Source organism: Neobacillus drentensis, assembly GCF_021560175.1.
GTDB classification, from domain to species: domain Bacteria; phylum Bacillota; class Bacilli; order Bacillales; family Cytobacillaceae; genus Neobacillus; species Neobacillus drentensis_A.
The window spans coordinates 1,483,752-1,501,521 of record NZ_CP091110.1 but is presented as its reverse complement, the minus strand read 5'-3'; the positions used below and the strand labels follow the sequence as shown (position 1 = coordinate 1,501,521).

Annotated in this window: 10 protein-coding genes; 1 reads left to right on the top strand and 9 read right to left on the bottom strand. The window is 38.0% G+C overall.

Annotated features, from left to right (window positions below; translation table 11 throughout):
• Positions 1 to 168 precede the first annotated feature (168 nt).
• From L1999_RS07075 to L1999_RS07065, 3 genes are all read right to left on the bottom strand, one after another.
• The gene (locus tag L1999_RS07075) at positions 169 to 2,673 is read right to left on the bottom strand and encodes a GH39 family glycosyl hydrolase (RefSeq protein ID WP_235742901.1); all 2,505 of its coding nucleotides are present in this window, start codon (positions 2,671 to 2,673) and stop codon (positions 169 to 171) included.
• A gap of 90 nt (positions 2,674 to 2,763) precedes the next feature.
• Positions 2,764 to 3,525, bottom strand: coding sequence for a DeoR/GlpR family DNA-binding transcription regulator (locus tag L1999_RS07070; protein WP_235742900.1), 762 nt, complete (start codon positions 3,523 to 3,525; stop codon positions 2,764 to 2,766).
• Between the two features lie 551 nt (positions 3,526 to 4,076).
• Positions 4,077 to 6,530 (bottom strand): glycoside hydrolase family 2 TIM barrel-domain containing protein, encoded by a 2,454-nt coding sequence (locus tag L1999_RS07065; protein WP_235742899.1) that lies wholly within the window; start codon positions 6,528 to 6,530, stop codon positions 4,077 to 4,079.
• A 206-nt stretch (positions 6,531 to 6,736) separates the two neighbouring features.
• Here L1999_RS07065 and L1999_RS07060 point away from each other — a divergent pair, with 206 nt between their 5' ends.
• Positions 6,737 to 7,573, top strand: a complete 837-nt coding sequence (locus tag L1999_RS07060) for a helix-turn-helix domain-containing protein (protein WP_235742898.1) — start codon at positions 6,737 to 6,739, stop codon at positions 7,571 to 7,573.
• A 231-nt stretch (positions 7,574 to 7,804) separates the two neighbouring features.
• Here the strand turns inward: L1999_RS07060 and L1999_RS07055 are convergent, their stop codons facing one another.
• The 6 genes from L1999_RS07055 to rhaB form a co-directional block, all read right to left on the bottom strand.
• Positions 7,805 to 10,714: an alpha-L-rhamnosidase gene (locus L1999_RS07055; RefSeq protein WP_235742897.1), complete on the bottom strand. Its 2,910-nt coding sequence runs from the start codon at positions 10,712 to 10,714 to the stop codon at positions 7,805 to 7,807.
• A 108-nt stretch (positions 10,715 to 10,822) separates the two neighbouring features.
• Positions 10,823 to 12,115, bottom strand: a complete 1,293-nt coding sequence (locus tag L1999_RS07050; RefSeq protein ID WP_235742896.1) for an MFS transporter — start codon at positions 12,113 to 12,115, stop codon at positions 10,823 to 10,825.
• A 224-nt stretch (positions 12,116 to 12,339) separates the two neighbouring features.
• Positions 12,340 to 13,608, bottom strand: coding sequence for a glycoside hydrolase family 1 protein (locus L1999_RS07045; protein ID WP_235742895.1), 1,269 nt, complete (start codon positions 13,606 to 13,608; stop codon positions 12,340 to 12,342).
• Positions 13,609 to 13,761: 153 nt separating this feature from the next.
• The gene (locus L1999_RS07040; protein WP_235742894.1) at positions 13,762 to 14,775 is read right to left on the bottom strand and encodes an AraC family transcriptional regulator; all 1,014 of its coding nucleotides are present in this window, start codon (positions 14,773 to 14,775) and stop codon (positions 13,762 to 13,764) included.
• A 236-nt stretch (positions 14,776 to 15,011) separates the two neighbouring features.
• A complete protein-coding gene (rhaA, locus tag L1999_RS07035) occupies positions 15,012 to 16,265 on the bottom strand; it encodes an L-rhamnose isomerase (protein ID WP_235742893.1) in 1,254 nt (417 codons plus the stop codon).
• A 21-nt stretch (positions 16,266 to 16,286) separates the two neighbouring features.
• Positions 16,287 to 17,705 (bottom strand): rhamnulokinase, encoded by a 1,419-nt coding sequence (gene rhaB, locus L1999_RS07030; protein WP_235742892.1) that lies wholly within the window; start codon positions 17,703 to 17,705, stop codon positions 16,287 to 16,289.
• Positions 17,706 to 17,770: the final 65 nt, after the last annotated feature.

Here is a 17,770-nt window from a genome sequence, read left to right as displayed (position 1 = left end):
TCCTAAATCAAGCTGGAAACGCTTCCTTATGTTCTTCATTATAGAGATATGAAAACCTTTTCACTATCCGATATTTGTTCAAAGCAGGTACCTAAATTGTCATTTCATTTTTTTATGGTTCCTTTTTACTAGTTTTCTGCAACAAAAAAAGGCAGGTAGGGTTCCTGCCTAAAGAGTTCTTTGGGGAACAATCTCAAATAATTGTACTTCATGAGCCCCGAGAATGGTGCTTAAAATGTAATCTTCCTCAATACGCACTTCACTTATTTGAAGTTTAGGGATACTAGAATGGATTAAATAATCGATATCCTCTTGATTCATAAGTTCAGGGGCACCCATTTCGACCCATTGATCAAAAGAACTTCCATGTTGTCTGTTTAATTGGTACTGCCTTACTTTGTATGTCCCTTTTTTCAATTCATTCATAATGAATTTCATTTCAATCGGATTCTGATTAAGAAATACATTGTATCGATTTTCTAAATCAATGTTTGCATGCTGGTTCATACAATACAGCCGGTCATAATGACAATAATGATATAGAAGCAGCTGATGCCCCTTAGAATTTTTCGTTAAAATGTAACCATCGCCTTGAGAAACCAGTTGATTCCCTAATCTGCCAAGCAGCTGATAGGCAAAAAAAGCAGGTTTTGGAATATTATTATTCGTAATCAAACCTAATCCACCATGAAACCTGTTCGTGGAAGCTCTTCTTTCTTCAATTAAATCGGTTAGCGTCCAATAGCCAAAGCTTTGAATGGCATCAATATTTTCCACGAGATTTTTCACTATAAAAGCGGCTTTGAAGCTAGTATCATTTGTTAAATCTCGGTGATAGGCCGTAGAGTTCCATTCCGTAAGGTGAACCTCAATGTCGTTTAAATGATTCTCTGCTAATTTCCTCTTCAGAACAGCTATTCGGTTTTTCAAGAAGTGTTCATCCCTTGAAATATAACCGGATTCCATGGCTTGATCATTCGTTACATTCCTTTTCTTATTTATATCCATTTCGTCATGTGAGTAATTATGGAAGGAGATAAAATCAGGAATACAATTTTCTCTTTTACAAAAATTTAAAAACTGCTGCAGCCAGTCACTATTATTAATGGAAACAATACTTGGTCCCCCTACTTTATAAAGGGGGTTTATCCCTTTAATGGTTTCGTAAGTATTTTTATATAATAGGCAATATTCTTCGAACGTCCCCCGCCAAAATACATAAAAATCAGGCTCATTCCACACTTCAAAATACCATTGAAGGACTTCATCTTGCCCGTAGAGATTCTCATAATGGAGAATAAACGCCATTAAAAGGTTATTCCATTTCTCGATATCCTTTGGTTTACTTACATTGCTTTCTTTATAAAATACCGTTTCATGGCTAGCGGCCAATTCTGATGGCATGAATCCTAACTCAACAAACGGCTTTACATGTATGCTCCGCAAAAATTCGATTAACTTGTCTGTATAAAGAAAATTATATTCAGGAATCCCTTGCTCATTTTCCCCATAAACCATCATTTCATCATCAAAGATCCCATGAAAACGCAGATATTTAAAATTAGTCGCTTTTTTCACCTGCTTGATTTGGTTTTGAATATCGGTATAAAGGCACTCTTTGGCCTTACCAACTGTCATAAGATTCTTCCATGTATGGTTAAGTTTATCCGCCTTTTCTTCCACATTAATTTTGATTGTTTTTTTCAAAACGGCTTTATTTTCAACTACTAATGATTGTTCTTTAGACGGTAAAAACGCAAATAGCTGATCGAAGGCCTGTGTTTTATCAATTTCCACATAGTTAGCAAGTGTTACCTTATTACTTTCCGTTCTCTTTGGTTCCATTTCCACCGCACGGCGATATTCACTCGGCGTCTGTTGATAAAACTCCTTGAAAGCTCTATTAAAAGCCTTAACACTTGCAAATCCATTATCCAGGGCAATTTGCGTGAGCGGTATATCGGTAAAGACAATATCTTTCACTGCATGATCAAGCCGGATACTATCCACATATTTTGAAAAAGGCATCCCTAGGTGTTTTTGGATAAACTTTGATAAATAATGGACGGACAAGAATTCAATCTGGGATAACTCATTCAAAGTAATCGGCTGTTTAAAATTGTCTTTTACATAGGAGGTAATCCTTAGTAACCTCTCAATATGTTTTTGACTGGAAAGCTTGCTTTCCTTTTCTGTTTCTTCTTTAAAGTTTTTCATCAGCAAATAAATTAACTGAAAATAAAGGGACTTTATTTGTAATTCATATCCTTCACTTTCTTTATTAATTACCCACATCATCTGAGCTAACATTGAACGCAGTTCATTAAACTCTTCTTGATGATGTTCATCATATAGAAAAGATTTACATGAGAAAACGAAGGAATCGACATCTTTGATATTTTCTTTTAAATCGGGAATTGGCAGCTGAATCGTAAGTAATAAATTCTCATCTTGGTGCTGAATCGCATGAATATCGTTTGCATTAATGAGAACGACATCTTTTTCATTTAACTCAAACCGTTTATCATTGACAGACACATTCACTTTTCCTTTAAGGACAAAGATGATCTCGATGCTGTCATGCCAATGGTTTGATACATAATCCACACTGTTTAAAAAGATGTGCAAGGGGAGTTCTTTATTCATTTCGATGATTTCATAGGTAAAATTCATTTCGGTCACCCATCTTAACGGAATTACTTATTTTTTCTAGTATACATGTATGTGTCGAAAAGTGTAAAAAACAGACCGGATATTGGTCTGTTAGTTTACAATTAATAATCTGATATTGTTGTCTTCCAACTCGTTTTTAGTTTCTTTCTCTATTTTTGAATCAGTAATAATCCAGTCGAGATTGGAAACAGGTGAGATTCTTGAAAAGGCACGTGTTCCAAATTTGCTTGAGTCCACCATTAAAATCGTTTCATCAGCAATTTCCATCATCTGTTTTTTTAATAACGCTTGTGATTCATTAAAATCACTTAATCCTCTATCTAAATGGACCCCTTTGCAGGATAGAAACGCTTTATTGACGTGATACATGCTTAGGGATCGCTCTGCTAACGGTCCGACATATGATAATGATTGTGAGAGTAAGGTTCCACCAGTTGAAATCACTTTGATCTGTTCTTTTTTGCTAAGTTCAATCGCAACCTTAATCGAATTTGTCAAAACGGTCAGCGGCATATCGGACAATTCTTTTGCGACATACCATGCGGTAGTACTAGCATCTAATACGATTTGATCACCTGGCTCAATTAAACGAACCGCTGCCGCAGCAATCGCTCTCTTTTGTTCCGCATTCGTTATTTCTCTTTCTAAATAAGAAACCTCCCCCTGGTCCTTTTCAATACTGACTGCACCGCCATGAGAACGCATTAATAAATTTTCTTTTTCCAGCTTTTCAAGGTCCCGGCGGATGGTTTCTTCCGTCACGGAGAAAATTTTACTGAGCTCCGTTACCCGAATGCTTAATCGTTCATTGACCAATTCAACGATCTTTTTTTGTCTTTCTGCTACCAGCACTTGTTCTGCCCCTTCCTTACGCGTTATTTTTATTTATGTTGTTTTATATTTGTTTTTCACTTATTATCACTATAACTATATCATATTTTTTTGGAAAACAAACACATATATTTTTGTTTTTAGTCAAAAAAGGACAGGCGCTCCACAAACGCCTATCCGCAATTTAAAACTGGCTCTTTAAATTGAGCTAACTTCTTTAAAAGAAGGCTTCACTTTACTGCTTTAAGCTTTATTAACAAATTTCGGCAAGATATTAACAAATTTCCAAGTGATATTAACAAAATTCGGTACCATATTAACAAATCCCCTCTAACAACACCAAAAAAGGCGGTCCAACAAGGAATACGAGATAACACAATGTCGATACTGCACTTACCCTTGCGCGTGGATCGTCTCCCGCAACGGATAGCCCTTCTGGAAATCCGAATGCTGCGCCATTACTAAACTCAAGCACCTATTTAATGTAAGGACAACTTTCACAAACTTGTTTTTAAAAAAAAGAACGACCTTCATGTTGAAGAATCGTCCCTGAGTAATGTCCTAAGAGTCAGTCAGTCTATTCTATAATAAAGGAGATGGTTCATCTGTATCTCGATAGAGTTTTCTCTGATACCTTCCGAACTTGCCGAAATGATAGCTTTTCCCTCCGCTTTCCCTCTTACAACAATTAACAATTTCCCATTATAGGCTTTTCTAAAAAACTCCTTATAACTTTCTTCTGATACGGGATTTCCAGTACCAATTGCGGCAAGCTCCCCTGCTCCACTAACTTCTATCTTTACCAAATGTTCTGCATATGGAACTAATAATCCATTTTTATCCCTAATACTGCAGGTAATGTATTTCAAATCATCAGTGTTTATTGAATCCCAATTCTCTTCTTCTACTTCGAGTTGTAAAGAATACGGATCCCCGCAGGTTTCAATTCTATCAATCTCAGCTTTCCTGCCATTTCTATAATTTAATGCTTCAATGGAACCCGGTGTATAGTCCACATCAAAACTGGCCTTTAGTTCCTCATTTACTGTTTTTCTTCCAATACTGCTTCCATTAATAAGCAATTCAACCTCTTCAGCATTACTGTAAATATCAACGCGAACCTTTTGTCCTACATGCTTTGGAAAACTCCAGCTGTGAACGACGTCGCTCCAGCCCCAAGCAGACACTATTTCTTTTTTTCCAAAGTGTTCCGGTTTAAGTATCGCTAAATAAGGTTCTTTACTTTTATTCCAAAGTATTTTCCGATATTCTCCCTGTGGACGGATAAACCCACAAATATCTAAATCCCCACAATTTGATATGTGCCACGGATAATCTCCAAACAGGTTTCCTGTCTCATCATAAAAACTGCGTCCAATCCCGGATTCCCCAATATAATCAATCGCTGTCCATGAAAAATCACCAATGACATGGGGATTTTCCTCCACCTTTTTCCACACAGATGCCATCATTTTGGGATAGGATTCTGTTCCGCAAATTACTCGGTCTTGAAATTTCAGGCCATCTCCTCCATACCGGCTATCAAGATAGTTATACCCGACAACATCTAAAGGCTTACAGAAGGGTTCTGTTATTTCTCCCCACTCAGCCGTCACGCGATCGCACTCTTTTAAAAGTTCGTGAACTTCCGGTGGCAGTTCAGAAAGATCACCAGCGCTGCCATTAAAGATGTTGGCCAATATCCCTCCAAATTCACCCGCATCCAAGAAGATTGCATTTACACCATTTGTAACAGCTCTTGTAGGATCAAGTTGTTTGACATACGCACAGAGTTCCTCTGCAATCTGTACTCCATCTGAATTGCCATCCCGTTCACCGATTTCGTTTCCAATGGACCACATGATAACCGAAGGATGGTTCCTGTCTCGTAAAATAGTTGCCTCCACATCTCGTTTCCACCAATCTTCAAAATACAGATGATAATCATAGGCATTTTTCTTTTGACGCCAGCAATCAAACAGCTCATCAATGACTAGCATTCCATAATAATCGCATGCATCTAGCAGTGCACGTGATGGCGGATTATGTGCCGTACGGATGGCGTTGTATCCCAGTTCCTTTAAAAGACGGATTTTTCGATACTCCGCCACGTCAAATGCAGCTGCCCCAAGTGGACCATTATCATGGTGGATACACCCTCCTTTTAATTTCAAAGAAGTACCATTTAAACGAAATCCATTCTTTGCATCAAAAGAAATAGAGCGAATTCCAAAGGTTGTTTCCGTTTCATCCATCAAAGAGCCATTTTTATAAACCTTTGTTCGAGCCTTATATAAATAAGGTTTCTCAGTAGACCAAAATTGAGGTACTTCCATAGGGATGAGAGAGCTAAAGTTGGTTTTTCCTTCTCTGCGAGCGATGCCACTCTTTATTTCTGTAAAAATTTCATTACCCTGCGGGTCATAAATAATAGTCTGAAATTCTATGCTTTCATCTACAGAAAGCGCATTTGTAACCGTTGCCTCCATTTTTACAATTGCTTTATCCTCATTAAAATCCTCAGTAACAACAAATAGGTCCCATGGATCAATATAAAGTTTTTCCGCTGTTAGAAGCTGTATATGTCGGTACAATCCTGAACCGCTATACCACCTAGAATTAGGCATGGCATTGTTATTGACAACGACACGCAGCTTATTCTTTTGACCAAGGCGAATGTATTCGGTTAAATCTACTTTAAATTCGGTGTAACCATAGGGATGCAAAGCAGCCAGATGACCATTGATGTAGACCTCCGCATTCATGTATGCGCCTTCTACCAACAGGATATATACTCTTTCTTTCTCCTCTTCATTGAAAAAGATCTCTTTTTCGTAGGTGCCAATTCCCCCTGAAAAAAAACCTCCTGCTTCATTCGATCCCTCTGATTCTGATCGATCTAATCCAATAGAAAAGTCATGTGGCAGATTGACCGTATCTTTGTATGCTTTTCCTCGTTTATCCTTACTAGAGTTGCCTGTGGAATAACTAAATTTCCAATTTGAGTCCAGATTTTTTTTCCTCATTTTTACACCTTCATTAGTTAGTTTTTAGTGACCTCTTACAATAAAAGCTTATCATCAACTACTTTTGGAACACATAACATTCCTCATAAATTTCATGCTATTTTTGGTATGAATCATTATAAAAAACCCTTTGATTTATATTTTATAAGGTTGTAATCTTAAACTAACATGTTATTTTTGGAGAACCGATATGAGGAGTAATAGAATTGATTAAACCAACGAAGACAGATACATTTACTCGCTACTTAACGAATGATATAAAAAATGGCATTTTATCTTGCGGATTTGTGACTAGAAATAGAAATGAATTACCTACAATGATTAGTCATGAATACTACAACTGTTTTGTTTTACTTCAGGGTTCAGGGTGTTTGATAGATTTGGAAACGGGACAAGTCTATCCACTTTCAGCACATTCACTTTGTCAGCAACTGCCAGGAAAAAGATATTCTTTAATCATAGATTCATCCGAGCCTTGGTATGAATTTCATGTAAGTATCGGTGAATCCACTTTTCATTCACTAGCTTCTCTAGAACTGCTAAATCTAGTAGCTCCTGTTTTTGAATTAAACCTAAAACCTTATCTAGAGCAATGGTTCATTGATTTAATTCTCCAGTTAAAGACAACCACAACGGCTGAGCTTCCCGAAGTTCTGTTTAATACGCAAAAACTATTAATTAATTTGCACCGGGAAAACATTGTAAATCAAAGCAAAGACATCGAAACGATCATTTCAGGGACAAAACATATGCTTTACGAGGATAAATCGTTAGAAGAGATTGCGGCATCCTTTCATATGAGTTATGAAAAACTAAGAAAATTATTTAAAGAATCTGTTGGAATTTCTCCGAAACAGTATCGTCTACAAACCAAATTTCATCTAGCCGAACGTCTATTAACAGAGGGCTATTCTGTTAAAATTGTAGCCGGCCATGTTGGATATCATGATCCTTTTATTTTTTCAAGGCAATTTAAAAAATACATGGGAAAATCCCCTAGTGACTTTAAAAAGAAACCTGTAGATAGTAAGAAAATTAAGTAGAAGCCAAAAAAGAGCACCTCAGTTGGTGCTTTTTTTGGCTTTACTTTACTGCTTTAACGCTTTATTAACAAATTTTGGGGAGATATTAACAAAATTTGTTACGATATTAACAAATCCTGGGATTTATTAATGAGATTTGATACCTTATTAACAATATCCAGAAATTATTAACAAATCCCCCAACACCGCTATAAAAAGCCAATCACAACATGCGATTGGCTTTCATCTATTTTATTCTACTAAAACAGCTTCCAATTCCAGCGTTTTTAACTCGTTAAGAATGGATTTAACCTTATCAGCTGTTAGATTCGCCTCTTGTAATTCCGCCAATTCTTTCAAGCCTCTAGCTTTTGTTGAAAAAATAGCAGGTGGTTTTGTGATCCCAGGCGCAAATTTCTCTAAAATAGCAACCGCCTCATGATAATCAAGGAAATCAATAATTGGTGTATCTTCAGTAAAGTTTGGTCTCAATCCACTCTCGTTTTGATACCTAAAATGATAAGATCCAGAACCTACAGTGAGACGCACACCCTCGTTTGTTTCCATGTATGAATGAATATCCCCTGCAACCAATGGTTTATTTCCTTCCAACACATCAGCAAGACGTGCTTTGGGCAATAGAATCTCTGCTGTTGTATTAGCAGGAATTTCAACCTCGATCTCTACTGTTTCATTCGTCAATTTCCAGGCTGATAAAATCCTTCCATACATGGATTCAAAAGCAGCTTTTGCTTGAGTAAACGAAATTCCTGCAAATTTTGGTTCAATTTTTATCTTCTTATAGGCCGGTATTGCTGGATCCAAATCGATTCCTGCTACGACTTTATACATCCAATTTCCAATCGAACCATATGCATAGTGATTGAAGGAATTCATTTGGTCACTCCAGAACGAACCGTCTTGCTTAATACTATCCCAATGTTCCCAAACGGTTGTGGCTCCTTTTTTCACTTGGTATAACCAGGACGGGAAATCATCCTTCATTAATAATTTGACGGCTGTTTCATGATATCCACCTTTTGAAAGTGCTAAACTGATATACGGTGTTCCGACAAATCCTGTATTCAAATGATAATCATTTTGAATGAGTAATTGGTTTAGCTCATAGGCTGTCCGTTTTTTGGCTTTTCCGTCCACCATATCAAACATTAGCGCAATGACATGGGCTGTTTGTGTTGGAGACACCAGTCTGCCTGATGGCGAAACAAATTCATCATTAAATTGAGCAATAATTTTATCCAATAAGAAACTATATTCCTGAACTTCCTCTAATTTCCCAAGGACCTCTGCCGCATCTCTTAGAATCCTAGTTGAATGGGCATAAAAGACGGTTGCAATAAAATCTCTTGCCGTGGCGCCAACAAAGCTATTTTCTTTCGCATCCAGGGCTAACCAATCGCCGAAATGAAAACCTGTATTCCAGAGATATTCATTCTTGCCCTGCCTGCGGATATATTCTACCCATGCTTTCATACTGTCAAATTGCTCAGCAAGTACACGTTTATCTCCGTAAGTCTGATAAACAGTCCATGGAATAATCGTCGCTGCATCTCCCCAAGCGGCAGAACCCTTTCCACCCTCTACATTCGGAATGACAAACGGCACATTGCCGTCTGGAAGCTGATCAGCTTTTAAATCTCTGAGCCACTTTGTGAAAAATGGACCACCATGATAATTGAATAGGGCTGTAGGAATGAAGACTTGTGCATCCGCCGTCCACCCCAGCCGTTCACTGCGCTGCGGGCAATCTGTCGGTACATCTAAAAAGTTTCCTCTTTGTCCCCAAACAATATTTTTCTGAAGCTGATTCACCAATGGATCGGAACACTCAAATCCGCCTGTTCTCTCCATGTCTGAGTGGATAACCTCTCCCACAAAATTTTCAAGTGGCAAACCGTTTTCCTGTCCGGGATATCCTTCTACTTTCACATAACGGAACCCCTGGAATGTAAAATGGGGAGCATAGGTCTCGATCCCTTCACCTTTTGTTATATACTCTACTGTTTGCTTGGCAAATTTTAGATTGCCAAAGTAAATGTTTCCGTCTTTATCTAGAACCTCCGCATGCTTTAAGAAAATACGAGTTCCTGCAGGAGCCTTCACTTTCAATCGAATTCTGCCGACCATGTTTTGCCCCATATCGATGACCGTATCACCAGCAGGTGTAACAAACGTGTCTATGGGTTTCAGCACTTCTGTTACACGAGTAGGTACATTTTCTTGTGCCACCAGATGGGTAATAGGCATATCTTGAATGATCGTACCTTTCCACTCCTGATCAAGAAAATTCGGACTGATCCAGCCTTCTTTTTCAAGCCTTGCATCATACGTTTCTCCATGGTAGATTTCCGAAAATAAGATCGGTCCTGTGGAAGCTTTCCATGTATTGTCTGTTACTATGACCTCTTCTGTACCGTCGCTATAGGTTAAATGAAGTTGAAAGAAAGCAGCCCGTCGATCTCCATAAATATTGCGGTTATTTTCCTTGACGAGATTTCCTTTATACCAGCCATCTGCCAGCATTATTCCAATCGCATTGGAACCAGCTAGAAGTTGCTCAGTTACATCATAGGTCTGATACTGAAGCCGGTTATGATAGCTCGTCCAACCTGGAGCGAGTAGTTCATCGCCGACGCGTTCTCCGTTTAAATATAATTCATACAATCCTACACCAGTGCCATAAATACGAGCCGAGGTAATACCGGGTTTTAGAGTAAATTCTCTTCTTAATAGAAATACCGGCTCACTCAGCGGATCGATTCCGGCTGGATCGGGTGTAATCCACTCTGCTTTCCACTCATCGGAAGTTAGCAGTCCAGTTTCCCACCAAGCTGTTTCACTCCACTCTGTTTCACGATCAAAATTGTCCCAGACCTTTACTCGGTAGAAATACCTTGTTCGAGGAGTTAAGACGGGACCCCCATATTCAATGTGAATAGATTCATCTGATTGAATAATCCCTGAATCCCATAAGATTTCATTAAAATCCGCTTGATACGCCACCTGAATTTGATAGGCCGTTTGCATTGTTCCTCGTCTATCTGATTCAATTTTCCAGCTAATACGTGGTCTTTTTATATCCAATCCAAGCGGATTGTTTCTATACTCACATGTTACTGCTATTAGTTTTAAAAGTGTCATTTTCTTACTCCTCTCAATCAATACTCGTTACGACAATAACCACGTGGATGAATTAACTAAACAGGGATGAATGTATGCCATGTACATTCACCCCTTTTCATTTTTTATTTATAAAACCAGTTCATTTGAAGAATTATGATTGCTTTCCTTATTTGATTTCATTTCAGGAATTGGAAGGACCACAACTGCCGATAGGATTGAGAAAACAGCCAGAACCAAGAAGAACAGTGTATAACCATCTCCGCCAAATAACTTGACTCCTAATCCAATTAAGACCGGTGCTGCAAAATTTACTAATGTAGATGACAAACTAGTTGTTGTATTCATAATCGAAATATCTTTTGCTGCATTCTCTTTGGATGGAAGAATTCGGTTTACAAGGGCATTGTCCACTGCACCGTACATTCCAAAACCAAAATTGAAGATAAAGTTACCAACTACAACCCATGTAATATTTGATGAGAAGGCAAAGGCGATTAAACAGATTCCTGTAACAAGGGCTGCACCCATAACAAACGGCTTTTGTTTTTTCACTTTATCTGATAGGAAGCCCCCTAAGATTCCAGCGACAACCATCACCATGATCGCAGGAGCTGTAAGAGCCATTAATTGAAAAATCTTTGTTTCACTTAAATGAAATCTTGCAATATAGAATAAGGTTAACATCCCCATTCCAGCATTTGAGAAGTTAATAAATAACTTTGTTAACAGCGCCCAAGTATAGGCAGGATGCTTTTTAAAGCTTGGATAAAAGCCACGAATCCCAACTGATTTTTTCTCACTTTTTGCTGCCCCGGCAAAATAATTATCTTTAATTAAAAGGGCAGCTAGTATACCACCAATCAGCTGAACAATGATAATCGTAATCATCTTTTCTTCTAACGTTGATTTAGCGAGTGCTCCCATCACCATTTGTCCTGTCATAACGAACGCTGGTGCGGCAGCACCGATTAATCCGGAAATTCGGCCAAACTTTTCTGGTTCTACTTGTTCAGGAACAATCGCATAGCAGGAAAGTGAAACCATACCATAAAAGAAATTCACTAGACAAATAGAAATGATAAACATCGGAATAGATGCAGCATAGGTAAGGGCTAACATAGAGAGTGCTCCCCCAACACTGCCTGCGATCATCCAAAATCTTCTTCTGCCCATCTTTAATCGGGTTTTATCTGCAATCACTCCGCTAAAAAGCCCAAAGATTACAACTGCAATACCGGAAATCCCAGTGGCAGTAGCAAAGGCAGCAGTCGCATGTTCTTGTCCGACAATTCTGATAACAATAAAGGTAGAAAGTCCAAAGCTTAATAATACCAATGGTGCGATCGATGTACCAACACCAAGCATTGCCGCGATTACTAATCTTACAAAAGGCGTCTTTTTCAATATACTATTCTCCATATTATTAACCCCCCTATAATATAAAACACTTTATTAAATGGTTAAACACTTTGGGTTATAACAATTAATCCTAATTAAGGTCTACCTCTCCTTTATAGTTGCCTTATTTTTTGTAATTCCAGAAAGTGTTTTCATAGATTATAATAGTTAAATCAAAGTAGTATATTGCGTGAATCAAAGATATACTGTTTTTCGCCCCCAGCCGGACTCGGGAGCAAAAATAGTTATTTTAATACTAGTTTGTTCCATTGTGCAATACTTCCTAAATAACGCGCACTTTCCTTTACTTTTCGTTCTTGTGTGGATCGATCCACTTCTATAAGACCAAATCTCATAGAATAGCCAGATTGCCATTCGAAATTATCAAAAGTAGTCCAGTGAAGGTAGCCTCTAACGTCAATTCCTTCGTTAAGACAGGCCTGAACACCTTTTAAAGCTTTGCCGATGAATTCTACCCTGCGCGTGTCATCATCTGTTGCAATACCATGTTCTGTAATCATAATTGGAATCGATAGATCTTTTGAGACCTTTCGAATGACATTACTAAGTGCCTCTGGATAAAATTCATATCCCATTTGTGTTTGCTCTGCCTCTTCCGCAGGTTTCACTTGTCCTTCAGGTCCGTATACCTCTCTTGTGTAATTTTGAAGTCCAAAAAAGTCGTCGCCTTCTATAATCGGCAAATATTGTCTAAAATAACTGTGCCATTTTTGCTCAGCCAGCTCTTCTCCCCCAGAAATAGACTGGATATCTGATAAAGCCATCGATAATCCAACTTTCGTATTTGGCGATATCCTCTTAATTGATTCACGTGCCTTCCGATGAGTTTCTTTTAATATATTGATAGAAGTCACATCCGAAATCATATGGAACGTAAAATAGCTTTCGATGGTAGTTCCGCACAATTTAGCAGCAGACTCTCTCCATTTCGGAGCTACCCAAGCATCTCTATCAATCCCAACTGGCGGAATAAAGCCAATTTTCGAGAAAATCTCACGTAACATAACTGGAAGGTTGATTTCATTCATGGTCAATGCGTACGGGATTAAATGCCCTAATTCACGAAAGACCACTTCACAGTATTTAGCAAACCGTTCAGGAACCTCCGGGCTGGCCCATCCTCCCAGTCTCATAAGCCACTTAGGTGAAGAAAAGTGATGCATGGCCACTACTGGTGTGATTCCGTGTTCATAACATGTTTCAAGTACATCCCGGTAATGTTCAATCGCTGAACGTGAATATTGTCCTGGTTCCGGTTCAACTCTGGACCATTCGATCGAGAACCTGTAGGTGTTCAAACCTAAACTGGCCATAAGAGCAATATCCTGCCGATAAAGCCTGTAATGATCAATGGTATCACCAGATTTATCTTTATACGGTGAGCCCTCTGCATGCTCTTCTGCCCAGAAATCACTGTTATAATTATTCCCTTCCACTTGATAAGCGGCTGTTGTTGATCCCCAAAGAAAATTGGATGGAAAATGTAATTCCATTTTAAACACTCCTTGTAATCATTTATCCTGCTGATTACCTATATTGTAGCAAGCGTTTTCATTATATTTAATGTTAAAAACAAAGAGGTTTCTTGCTCGAATCAAAGATTTAGATTTTTTGTAAAATAATAAAACCGCCGGTTAGAGGCGGTTTTATGTCCGTATTAATGGGTTCGACTTTTCTTCTCGATATTCTTTGGGTGTCTGCATGTAGACTTCGTTAAATTTCTTATAGAAAAAAGAGACACTCGAGTACCCGACTTCTTCTGCAATATCAGGGATTGGCAGGTCTGAATTCGTTAAATATAGAGCAGCTTTGTTCAATCTTTGAATTTGCAGGAGATCCTTGAATGATTTTCCGGTTGCCTTTTTAAGAACAGCAGAAATATAGTTTGGATGATATTTATAATGATCCGCCATTTCCGTTAAGCTGCAATCCTTAAATTGGTCATCAATATACTTTAGAAACTCGAGGACAATGGCATCCTTCTGCTTGATTTCATCCTTCTGTGCATGGTTGGTACTGTTACTATGGCGGATAAGTTCTGTAAACAAAATGAAAAGATACGCATCGATCATTTCCGAAGTAAAAACGTCCTTATCAAAATGCTCGCACATAATTTGTTCCATGATTATAACAACTTTTGAATGCTCTTCAAAAGGGAAGTATAGATAGTTATTAGCTCTTCGGCTATCGATCAGGGAGTCAATTAAAAATTGTGAGATAATACTCTTATTCGTGAATCTACTAAGAAATCCAGTTGACAAGTAGTCATGCTTAAGTTTCATTTCAATAACGATATCAGATTTTGATATCTCTTTTATTGTGTGAGGGGTGTTTTTATCAATCATGATGGTTCCGCCCTCAGTTATATTGATTTCATGATCTTCCATGATAACCGTACATTTCCCCTGATAGACGTAGATAAGTTCAATATACTGATGAATATGCATTGGGACAAACGCACCGACCGGAGCCTGAGATATGAAAATGTTATCTTCAATTGGATTCGTTGTGGGATCAAAGATCATATTGAAATTGTATACTGTCTCACCATTTACAAGACTTACCGGTTCTGGATTATAGGTGTTTTTTATAACATTCCAATCCGGTGCCTCCCTGGTGTTATTAGCTTGTAGGAAAGAATGCAAATCAATACTATTCATATGAACCCTCCTATCAAATTGAACGGACTGGAAACCTATTTACAATTAATGTAGAATTCTTTCGCTAGTTTGTAGAATTCTATCTTTAATTTGTAGAATAACCTAAAACTTCGTTGAATTCTTCCTTTATTTCGTTGAATTCTTTAATTTTTTGTAGAATCCCTTCTTTTTCCTAAAAAAGAAGACCCAAAAGGGAGTCTATAAACTCCTAATTTGAGTCTTCTCTAAAATATTACTTATCTTTTTAATAAGACTTCTTGTTCGTAAGCTTTTACTTCTTCTAACCAAGATTCTTTTACTGGTACACCCATTTTTTCGCAGTAGTAATCCCAAACTGCCCCAAATGGATACGTTTTGAATTCTTCCATTAACGCTAATCGTTCGGTGAAGTTTCCTTCTTCTTGAAGCTGTTTCAAATACTCGTTTGGTACCAACATAGCAGATAGTAATGCCTTGATCATGTTGCGTGTTCCAATTGTCCATGCAGCCACACGGTTGATGCTGGCATCAAAGAAGTCAAGGCCGATGATCACACGATCTAACGCATCATTACGGACAATTTCTAAGGCGATTTCTTTTAATTCATCATCAAGGATAACAACGTGGTCACTGTCCCAACGTACAGGTCTGGAAACGTGAAGGGCAAGCTTTTCGCTAAATAGTAACATGGATGAAATTTTATTGGATACGGTCTCGGTTGGATGATAGTGTCCCGTATCTAGTAAGCATAATTTATCATTTTTCATCGCATAGTTGAGATAAAATTCATGAGAACCAACGACATAAGATTCTGAGCCAAGACCAAAAACTTTACTTTCCACCGCATCAAGATTGTACTTCTCATCTACCTCAACAGCAAAAATCTTATCTAATGATTCTTTTAATCTTTTTCTAGGAGTTAGGCGGTCACTTGGAATATCCTTGTAGCCATCTGGAATCCAAATGTTAGTTAAGGCTGGTGTACCAAGTTCTTTACCGAAGTACTCCCCAATTTTCCGGCTGCCGATACAGTGATTAATCCAGAATTCACGAATTTCTTCGTTTGGATGAGAAAGAGTCAAACCATCATCTGCTTTCGGATGTGAAAACAGTGTTGGGTTGTAGTCTAATCCTAAACCATTTTCCTTTGCCCAATTCACCCAGTTTTCGAAATGCTTTGGTTCTAATTGATCTCTTTCAACTACTTCTCCATTTGTTTCAGCATAAATGGCATGTAGGTTGACACGATGTTTCCCAGGAATTAAGGAAAGTGCTTTTTCTAAGTCAGCTCTTAATTCCTCAGGTGTGGATGCTTTTCCTGGATAATTTCCAGTAACGGAAATTCCACCTGATAATTCTTTCTGGTTTACTTCGAATCCGCCAACATCATCGCCCTGCCAGCAATGAATCGAAATCGGTACATTTTTTAAAGTTTCAATGACTTCGTCAACATTAATTCCCCATTTTTCATAAGCCTTTTTCGCAAGTTCATAGTTTTCTTGAATAGACATGTCATTCTTCCTCTCTATCTGTTAATTTGTAATCGGTGCAGTGGGCAAATATTTTTTCACTTCAAATGAATTTTTAACAATCGTACGAGCTTCGTTAATATCCTGGATCTCATCTAGAGCCATTAACTGGGCCACGATATTGCCTATGGCCGTTGCTTCAACAGGTCCTGCATATACTTCTTTCTTTGTTACATCCGCGACAAGTTGATTCAGCATTTCATTTTGACAGCCGCCGCCGATGACATTGATTTTTTCGAATCTCTTTTCAAAAATTTCTTCAATTTCATTTACGGCATCCTGATAGCTGACTGCTAAACTATCATATACGCATTTTGCTACTTCCCCAGGAGTAGCAGGAACCGGCTGGCCTGTTTCCACACAATAATTCATGATTTCTTGAATCATGTTTTCTGGTTTTAGGAACCGGTCATCATTTACATTCACTACAGCCTTAAAGTCCTTTGCTTCTCTAGCTAAATCAACGAGTTCAGCAAAAGAATAGTCATTATTGTAGTTACGTCTTACCTCTTGGATCATCCAAAGACCCATAATATTTTTTAAGAAACGGTATTGATAATCGATACCGCCTTCATTTGTAAAATTGTAATCCAATGCTTTGGTAACGCAGATTGGGAAGTAGTTTTCCACTCCAATCAATGACCATGTACCGGAACTGATATAAATGGTTTCATTTTCTTCTGGTACGGCAATAACGGCTGAACCTGTATCATGTGTGGCCGGCAGAATGACTTGAAGGTCAAAGCCTAACTCTGAAACTAGTTCTTCTGTTAATGTGCCAAGAATAGTCTTAGGTGTCTTAATTTCATGGAACATTTCTTGATTGATTCCTAACAAATCTAATAAGTCATGATCCCATTTTTTTGTAAAAGCATTGACTAGCTGAGTAGATGTCGCGTTCGTGTATTCGTTTGCTTTTTTTCCTGTAAGTAAATAATTAAAGTAATCGGGAATCATTAAGAATGATTTTGCTTGTTCTAAAATTTCCGGTGACTGTTTTTTAATCGAGTATAATTGATAAATCGTATTAAATTTTTGGAACTGGATGCCTGTTTCTAGATACAGACGCTCCTTCATGATCTTTTCAAAAACCTGCTCCATCATTCCGTCTGTTCGAGGGTCACGATAGGAAACAGCCTCTGTTAATGGTTGATCGTTTTCATCTAGTAAGACAAAGTCAACGGCCCATGTATCGATTCCGATACTATTCGGCTTAATGCCGAGTTCATTGCACTTTTTTAATCCATGTTTGATTTCTTGAAAAAGCTGATCGGCTTCCCAGCAATAGGAGTCACCTTTTTTAACAATCTTGTTTTCAAAACGATGAAATTCATCTAATTTTAATAACCCATTTTCTAGCCATCCTAAAATTAGTCGGCCGCTAGAAGCACCAATATCAACAGCAATACTGTATTTTGTCATTAACATCACCTCTCGGTTGGAAACGCTTACTGATATACCTAAATAATACTAGAAAATGACGTTTT

What these genes read in the sequence shown, in the direction of transcription:
- L1999_RS07065 (WP_235742899.1), bottom strand. Translation starts at nt 6,530, where the DNA reads ATGAGGAAAAAAAATCTGGACTCAAATTGGAAATTTAGTTATTCCACA.
- L1999_RS07040 (WP_235742894.1), bottom strand. Translation starts at nt 14,775, where the DNA reads ATGAATAGTATTGATTTGCATTCTTTCCTACAAGCTAATAACACCAGG.
- rhaB (WP_235742892.1), bottom strand. Translation starts at nt 17,705, where the DNA reads ATGACAAAATACAGTATTGCTGTTGATATTGGTGCTTCTAGCGGCCGA.
- rhaA (WP_235742893.1), bottom strand. Translation starts at nt 16,265, where the DNA reads ATGTCTATTCAAGAAAACTATGAACTTGCGAAAAAGGCTTATGAAAAA.
- L1999_RS07055 (WP_235742897.1), bottom strand. Translation starts at nt 10,714, where the DNA reads ATGACACTTTTAAAACTAATAGCAGTAACATGTGAGTATAGAAACAAT.
- L1999_RS07050 (WP_235742896.1), bottom strand. Translation starts at nt 12,115, where the DNA reads ATGGAGAATAGTATATTGAAAAAGACGCCTTTTGTAAGATTAGTAATC.
- L1999_RS07075 (WP_235742901.1), bottom strand. Translation starts at nt 2,673, where the DNA reads ATGAATTTTACCTATGAAATCATCGAAATGAATAAAGAACTCCCCTTG.
- L1999_RS07045 (WP_235742895.1), bottom strand. Translation starts at nt 13,608, where the DNA reads ATGGAATTACATTTTCCATCCAATTTTCTTTGGGGATCAACAACAGCC.